At 43.1% G+C, this 6,504-nt stretch carries 9 protein-coding genes; 8 read left to right on the plus strand and 1 reads right to left on the minus strand.

Annotation, left to right across the window (positions count from 1 at the left end; translation table 11 throughout):
- Positions 1 to 108 precede the first annotated feature (108 nt).
- The 7 genes from A3763_RS15520 to A3763_RS15550 all read left to right on the plus strand — a co-directional run bounded on the left by A3763_RS15520 (position 109) and on the right by A3763_RS15550 (position 4,625).
- Positions 109 to 1,146: a metal-dependent hydrolase gene (locus tag A3763_RS15520; protein ID WP_068516016.1), complete on the plus strand. Its 1,038-nt coding sequence runs from the start codon at positions 109 to 111 to the stop codon at positions 1,144 to 1,146.
- A 165-nt stretch (positions 1,147 to 1,311) separates the two neighbouring features.
- Positions 1,312 to 1,614, plus strand: a complete 303-nt coding sequence (locus A3763_RS15525; protein WP_068516012.1) for a transposase — start codon at positions 1,312 to 1,314, stop codon at positions 1,612 to 1,614.
- 70 nt (positions 1,615 to 1,684) lie between these two features.
- Positions 1,685 to 1,963 (plus strand): type II toxin-antitoxin system RelE/ParE family toxin, encoded by a 279-nt coding sequence (locus tag A3763_RS15530; RefSeq protein ID WP_068512971.1) that lies wholly within the window; start codon positions 1,685 to 1,687, stop codon positions 1,961 to 1,963.
- 15 nt (positions 1,964 to 1,978) lie between these two features.
- Entirely contained in the window at positions 1,979 to 2,260 is a 282-nt protein-coding gene (locus tag A3763_RS15535; RefSeq protein WP_369808245.1) for a HigA family addiction module antitoxin, read from the plus strand.
- A 356-nt stretch (positions 2,261 to 2,616) separates the two neighbouring features.
- The gene (locus A3763_RS15540) at positions 2,617 to 3,141 is read left to right on the plus strand and encodes a hypothetical protein (RefSeq protein WP_068512980.1); all 525 of its coding nucleotides are present in this window, start codon (positions 2,617 to 2,619) and stop codon (positions 3,139 to 3,141) included.
- 42 nt (positions 3,142 to 3,183) lie between these two features.
- Positions 3,184 to 3,759, plus strand: coding sequence for a methyl-accepting chemotaxis protein (locus A3763_RS15545; protein WP_068512983.1), 576 nt, complete (start codon positions 3,184 to 3,186; stop codon positions 3,757 to 3,759).
- Positions 3,756 to 4,625, plus strand: coding sequence for a nitrate- and nitrite sensing domain-containing protein (locus A3763_RS15550; RefSeq protein ID WP_068512986.1), 870 nt, complete (start codon positions 3,756 to 3,758; stop codon positions 4,623 to 4,625). Before A3763_RS15545 ends, A3763_RS15550 begins: the two co-directional genes overlap by 4 nt.
- A 168-nt stretch (positions 4,626 to 4,793) precedes the next feature.
- Here the strand turns inward: A3763_RS15550 and A3763_RS15555 are convergent, their stop codons facing one another.
- Positions 4,794 to 5,171, minus strand: a complete 378-nt coding sequence (locus A3763_RS15555) for a DUF2237 family protein (RefSeq protein ID WP_068510255.1) — start codon at positions 5,169 to 5,171, stop codon at positions 4,794 to 4,796.
- 229 nt (positions 5,172 to 5,400) lie between these two features.
- On the opposite strand from A3763_RS15555, the gene A3763_RS15560 reads away from it, so the two are divergent.
- On the plus strand, positions 5,401 to 6,504 hold a 1,104-nt coding region (locus tag A3763_RS15560; protein WP_068760206.1), incomplete at its 3' end, for a DEAD/DEAH box helicase.

Below are 6,504 nucleotides of genomic sequence, written 5' to 3' on the forward strand. Positions count from 1 at the left end.
TTAGTATTTGGATCACATATTATGTGATCTATATTTGGTCATCTAGGTGTATCATGGGAGTCGTAAACAGTAGATAAGTAAAATATATAGATGTGAAAGAAGACAAACATGGACTCACTAACCCAAGCAGCACTAGGCGCCACTGTTGGCCATACATTATTAGGTAAACATATCGGCCGTACAGCTCCAATTATCGGGGCAATTCTGGGGACTTTGCCAGACCTTGACGTACTTATTCCTTTTGGGGGCCAAGTTGAAGACTTTACCTATCATAGAAGCTTTAGCCACAGTCTGATTATCCAGATCGCTGTGGCGCCCCTACTAACATGGTTAATACTGCACTTTCGCCCAAGCTATCGTCCAATATCCAAGCAATGGTTCATTGCGATTCTCGCGATTTTTTGGACTCACTCCCTACTCGACGCCTGCACCGTATATGGAACTCAATTGTTCTGGCCGCTAACAGAGCACCCCTTTGGCTTATCAAGCGTATTTATTATCGACCCATTCTATACGCTGCCGCTTTTACTTGCGCTGTTTCTCGCCTACAGGAATACTTGGATTTCAAAGAAAGCCACCATGATCACCACCTCAGCTTTCGCTATTTCATCGCTATACCTATGCTGGGGCGTCTTTGCAAAACATATCGCGGAAGAGAAAATTGCCACCGCTTGGCTCAATCAGAAAGGAACAAGCAAAGTCGTATCTACCATCAGTACACCTATGCCATTGAGCTCTTTCTTATGGCGAATAGTGATAGATGAAGGCGATCGTTACAGCATCTCACATGTGAGTATTTGGGAAGACACGAATACAATCGAATTTAAGACCTACCCTAAAGGCACCGAGTTATTAAAAGGCTTAGAAAGCCATTGGGATGCCCAACGACTGGTATGGTTTACCAAAGGTTTTTACAAAGCTGAAACTCGTGAAGATCGAATAGTCATGTCTGACCTAAGAATGGGCGTTGAAGGCGCTTATGCATTCAATTTCGCCATTGCAGAACAAGTAAACCAAGATACTCAAGTATCGACTATTTCGCCTATCAAAGCCATACGTGTCAACGATTCACTTGATTGGACAAAGCTTACATTACTGTGGGACCGACTTTGGGACTCAAGTGTTTCACTGCATCCGCAGCAGTAAAAGGGGACGGAGGGATTATAAAGTAATCAGTTAACGGATTTTTAGTTGGTACAGAACTCTGATTAAAAAAGAATCCCTCAGTCCCCTTAAAGCAGCTTAGTTGAATCAGAGCGCTACTTATTGGAATGTTATAGATATATTTAGCTAAATCCAGTAGTCGCCAATATGGTTGAAGATCCAGGTGATTATTATTGGTCAAGTTATCAGTGTAATGCTTTAGGTAAAGTATCAGGGTTATTGAACCCGCATAAAGAGTATTTGGCACTGGGCAAGTCGACTGATGAAAGGTTAAATAATTATAGAGAATTGTTTAGGCATCATGTAGATGAAGAAATGATCACAGATATACGCGAGGCGGTTAACAAGGGAATAGCGATAGGTAGTGAAGGGTTCAAGGAACAGATTGAGCGAAGGTATCATCGTCGAGTGGTTCCTGGAAAAGCGGGTAGGCCGAGGATTGAAGGTTGATTGGTAAATGTTACTCTGACCCCGATTACTCTTATTGATAACTGAGTCGTATCAGGTTACAATTCGGCTTATGATTCTATCATTTAAACACAAAGGCCTCGAGAAGTTCTTCAAAGCAGGAAAAACTTCAGGTATTCAAGTAAAGCACTCTAAGCGTTTAAAACTTATTTTAGGCCGACTTAATGCTTCTACTTCCCCAGATGATATGAATTTACCGGGGCTATTTCTGCACTCCTTATCTGGTAAGCGTTCAGATGTTTGGTCTGTTCGTGTTAGTGGGAATTGGAGGGTGACGTTCCGTTTCAATGGGGAACATGCAGAAATTGTAAATTACGAAGATTATCACTGAGGTGAAATTATGCTAATGCACAACCCTCCACATCCAGGCGAGATTATTAAAGAGCTTTGTCTTGAGCCTCTCGAGCTAAGTATCACTGCAGCGGCTGAAGCATTAGGCGTTAGTCGAAAAACACTCTCTAGTATTGTTAACGGTAAAGCAGGTATTAGCCCTGAAATGGCGGTGAGGCTTTCGATTGCGTTTAATACATCAGCTGAAAGTTGGTTGAATCAGCAAACACAATATGATTTGTGGCAGGCGGAAGCTAATCGAAGTGAACTCGATGTAAAGCCTTTAATTGCCGCCTAGCATATAAGACGAGTTAGATCTTGTAGACTTATGGGTGTATGTCCTGCCTTAAGTGCCTCTTGCTCTGCGAAAGTTTAGCGGTTCAGAAATACCAAGGAGGCACGTTGGAATAAAAAAATTTAGCAGCTAATGTGTGAATTCATGCACCACAACGATCCATCTCGCATTTTAGTAGGGCAAAAACCCCAACAATAAACTATGCCTTATTATTGCTCCTCACACTCAAACCCGCTAAGACCAGCGTCGTCCGTAGACCTTACAAACAGTAACAATCCTTAGTTACTCTGCGGCATAGTACTTGCTCCTCTGTAATACAAACACTCAAATTCATCGGCATTTCCAAGAGGAGCTTTGTCATGCGAAATATGCCTTGGGCTGAGAAACTAGACAGTACTCCCTTTATCGCCTTACTAACGATCATTACACTAACATCGTGGCTAATACAGCCCTCGTCATATTGGACCGTTTTTCTTATTGCTCTTTCTGGGCTCTCATCTATATTCCTGATCTATAAACGAAACCAGTTTTTTGCACCTCTCAAAGATGTTTCACGCTTACTTCAACAAAACGGTGTACAACACCGAGACCTCCCTCTCCATTCTCGATCTGGACACTCCGTCCTGGAAGCACTACGCCACTATTTACTCAATCAAGAACGCTCTGTTCAGCATAGAGACGGTTACTTTACTGAGTTTAACCATATGGCGAGTGAGTTATCGATCAGCGCTTCAACCTCGGCAAAAAATGCCATGGAACAAAAGCAGGCAATCTCCTCTTCGGCTGCAGCAGTCACTCAACTGAGTGCCAGCGTGAGCGATGTTGCAACGCAAGTTCGAGAAACCCATGCCGACATTGATACTTCACGTAAGCAAATTGCATAAGGGCGTGCCGAAGCGCAAAAAGCCTGCATTGAGATTGAGAAGATGACTGCCTTGTCTGAAGAAAGCGTCAAAATGGTGGATGTCTTGTTTGAGCAGTCAAACAATGTTGCAGCAATGTCTAACATCATTCGGGAAATTGCCGATCAAACCAACCTTCTATCTTTAAATGCTGCAATCGAAGCGGCACGCGCTGGTGAGCATGGGCGAGGCTTTGCAGTCGTGGCCGATGAAGTTCGAAATCTGGCAATCAGATCCCGAGAATCAGCAAACGATATTAGCGACAGTATTGAGTTATCTCACAAGCAGATGGGCAGTGTGAAACAGCAGGTCCATGATGTCGTCAGTAAAGCCAGAGAAAACTATCATAGCATCCAAAACCTTGAAGCCAATCTAGGTACCCTCGATAAAGTCGTCGATCAAATATGTGACAAGATTTCTCATATATCTACGACAACAGAGCAACAAAGCTACGCAACCAACGAAGTTGCTTTCAATGTTGAAACACTGCTATCACAAGCAGATGAGAATACAGCAATCGCTGACGAAACGGTTAATATCGCCAAATACCTGGCAAATAAATCAAGCCAATCAAAAGAACCAATGGAGAACAGTTTATGATCATTACCCTCTCCTTAGTCCTCATAGTCATTGCAAGTGTGCTGGTTTGGTTTAGTACCAATCGAAAAAAACATGCCGAAAAACTGGAACTTAAAAACTGTTTGGCGCAGCTCAATTCACTCAAAAGCTTATTGATTCAAATTCAAAAACATCGCGGCTTAACCACAGGCTATCTTCACGGTGAGAAAACATTACAAGCAGATATAAAAACCGTGAGAGCAGACGTTAACAAACTATGGGCATCATTAGTTAGCAATCACCCATCACTGACAAAAGACAAGTTATTTGAAGGTATATCAAGTCATTGGCAGCGACTTGAAACACGTGCCCTAACAATTGAAGCAAACAACAATATCGACCAACATAACCGACTCATCACAAATCTGCTCTATTTGATTGAAAACCAAACTGAAAAGAATAGTCTGCTCGTAGCATTATCTCGTGAAGCAGGCTTAGATGTAATATGGAAGGAGTTACTCGATACGATTGAATCAATAGGCCAAACCCGAGCCATCGGTATGGGTATTGTTTCCGAAGGAAAGAGTTCAGCTCTAGACCGAATAAAATTGAAGTACTTGAATGACCGTGTAAGCACTCAGTTTGAATCGCTAAATAAGGTTTTTCTTGAAAGAAAGCCCGGCGAAAAAAGAGTGATCATTCTAGATGATAAGCACTCGACCTCAGCGATTAAAAACGCTCAAACAAAAATCTCCGAACTACAGAGCTTTATCGAAACCAAGCTGCTCAATTCTTCGGTAGATAGTCGTTCAGGAGCAGATTTCTTTCAACTGGCGAGCGCAGCTATCGCACCTTTGAATGAGCTCTTTGACCTGGCATCCACTAAGTTATCAACGAGCATTGATTGATCAGGGTATTTCTAGCCATTTACTTAGAAAATTAATCGCACGTTCGCCAATTAGCACTCAAACCAACATAGAAACTTGGTGTTCCCTTATCGCTTCTATTCTAATAGAGCACTATTATTTAGGCCGTCTAGATCAGTCAAAAAGTGCTGCAAGCACCGAGACAGAGACTTAATTTAGGTCTGCCGCATAAGGCTTTAGCCGCTCCAAGGGAATGACTTCCAAGGCTTTTATGTGCGTTTTAGTTAAGTGAACTCTGGGTGCCATACCATCTTCTTGAGCTTGCAACCAACGAACCGCGCATAGACACCAGGTATCGCCGGGATTCAAGCCGGGAAAGCCGTATTCAGGCACTGGTGTAGACAGGTCGTTCCCTTTAAACCTGGAATATTCTAAGAAGTCTTTAGACGCTTCGATACAAACCGTATGTGAACCTGTGTCTGCTTCACAGGTATTACATTTTCCATCTCGATAATACCCTGTGACGGGGTCGCTTCCACATAGTTCCAAGACTTCGCCAAGTACATTTACTGATTCGTCCATATCCATATTGCTTCTCCGCTTACTAACTGTTTAAGCTTTTGACTATTGATGCATTCATCGCATTGAGCCTTAGTCTTCCAAATGTCTAACCGAATAATACATGGATATGTTGATAATGTTGCTTGTGCAATACGAATTTCTCTTACCATGCTTGTCTCTCAAAAAATAACCATAGCTTTCAACCCAGCCTATTGGCACAATCCACTCCCTAGATTAACGCGATACTGAGGTGTACATGCCATTTTCTAAGCTTGGATTAAGCGATCCCATTCTAAAGGCCATCACAGACAAAGGCTACACCGAACCAAGCCCTATTCAATGTAAAGCTATCCCAGCTATCATAGCTGGCAGAGATGTGGTCGCGGCATCTCAGACCGGTACAGGTAAGACAGCGAGCTTTGTGCTGCCATTGCTTGAAAAACTTAATGTTCCCTACAACTATCGCGGCAAGCGCATACGAGCATTAATTATTACCCCGACTCGTGAGCTGACTGAGCAAATTGAAGCCAATATTACGCAATACGGGAAGTACCTCAACCTAAAGTCAATGGCTATGTACGGTGGTATCGCTGCAGAGCCTCAGAAAAAGAGACTCATTGAAGGTGTTGATATTCTGGTCGCGACGCCAGGACGTTTACTTGAAATGGTCTATGACCGTGCAGTTCATTTTGACGAACTAGAAGTCCTGATCTTAGACGAAGCCGATAGAATGCTAAACATGGGTTTTATTGATGAGATCAATAAAATCATTGATCGCCTTCCGAGCGAGCGTCAAAGCTTGTTGTTTTCTGCAACCCTAACCGATGACGTACGCTTCCTCGCTAAGACGGTTAAAGACGAAGCCTTGGAAATCGCCATTTCGCCCGAGGCAACTGCCGCGACCACCATTGACCAGTGGTTGATTACGGTCGATAAAGATAAAAAGTCTGCGCTATTGAGTCATCTCATTATTGAGAATCAGTGGGATCAGGCGCTAATTTTTATTGAGAAAAAACATGGCGCTGCGAAACTTGCCGCTCAGTTAGGCAAACGAGGTATTCACGCAGAAGCAATTCACGGTGACCGTAGCCAAGCAATGCGAGCTAAAATACTGAATGATTTCAAATCTGGCGAAATTAAGTTCTTGGTGGCTACCGGAGTCGCTGCACGCGGAATTGATATTGGTAAGTTAAGCCGAGTGGTTAACTATGACCTGCCCTTTAAGCCTGAGGAATACATTCATAGAATTGGACGAACAGGCCGAGCAGGTGCCATTGGCGAAGCGATCTCATTTGTCTCAATGGGAGATTTTAAGAATCTTTGTGCAATAGAGAGCCGGCTAGGTCATATTATTGAGCGA

Source organism: Oleiphilus sp. HI0128, assembly GCF_001635365.1.

Excerpts from the sequence above, each read along its gene's own strand:
- A3763_RS15555 (WP_068510255.1), bottom strand. The coding sequence starts at position 5,171 with ATGGATATGGACGAATCAGTAAATGTACTTGGCGAAGTCTTGGAACTA.
- A3763_RS15520 (WP_068516016.1), top strand. The coding sequence starts at position 109 with ATGGACTCACTAACCCAAGCAGCACTAGGCGCCACTGTTGGCCATACA.
- A3763_RS15540 (WP_068512980.1), top strand. The coding sequence starts at position 2,617 with ATGCGAAATATGCCTTGGGCTGAGAAACTAGACAGTACTCCCTTTATC.
- A3763_RS15535 (WP_369808245.1), top strand. The coding sequence starts at position 1,979 with ATGCACAACCCTCCACATCCAGGCGAGATTATTAAAGAGCTTTGTCTT.
- A3763_RS15545 (WP_068512983.1), top strand. The coding sequence starts at position 3,184 with ATGACTGCCTTGTCTGAAGAAAGCGTCAAAATGGTGGATGTCTTGTTT.
- A3763_RS15525 (WP_068516012.1), top strand. The coding sequence starts at position 1,312 with ATGGTTGAAGATCCAGGTGATTATTATTGGTCAAGTTATCAGTGTAAT.
- A3763_RS15530 (WP_068512971.1), top strand. The coding sequence starts at position 1,685 with ATGATTCTATCATTTAAACACAAAGGCCTCGAGAAGTTCTTCAAAGCA.
- A3763_RS15550 (WP_068512986.1), top strand. The coding sequence starts at position 3,756 with ATGATCATTACCCTCTCCTTAGTCCTCATAGTCATTGCAAGTGTGCTG.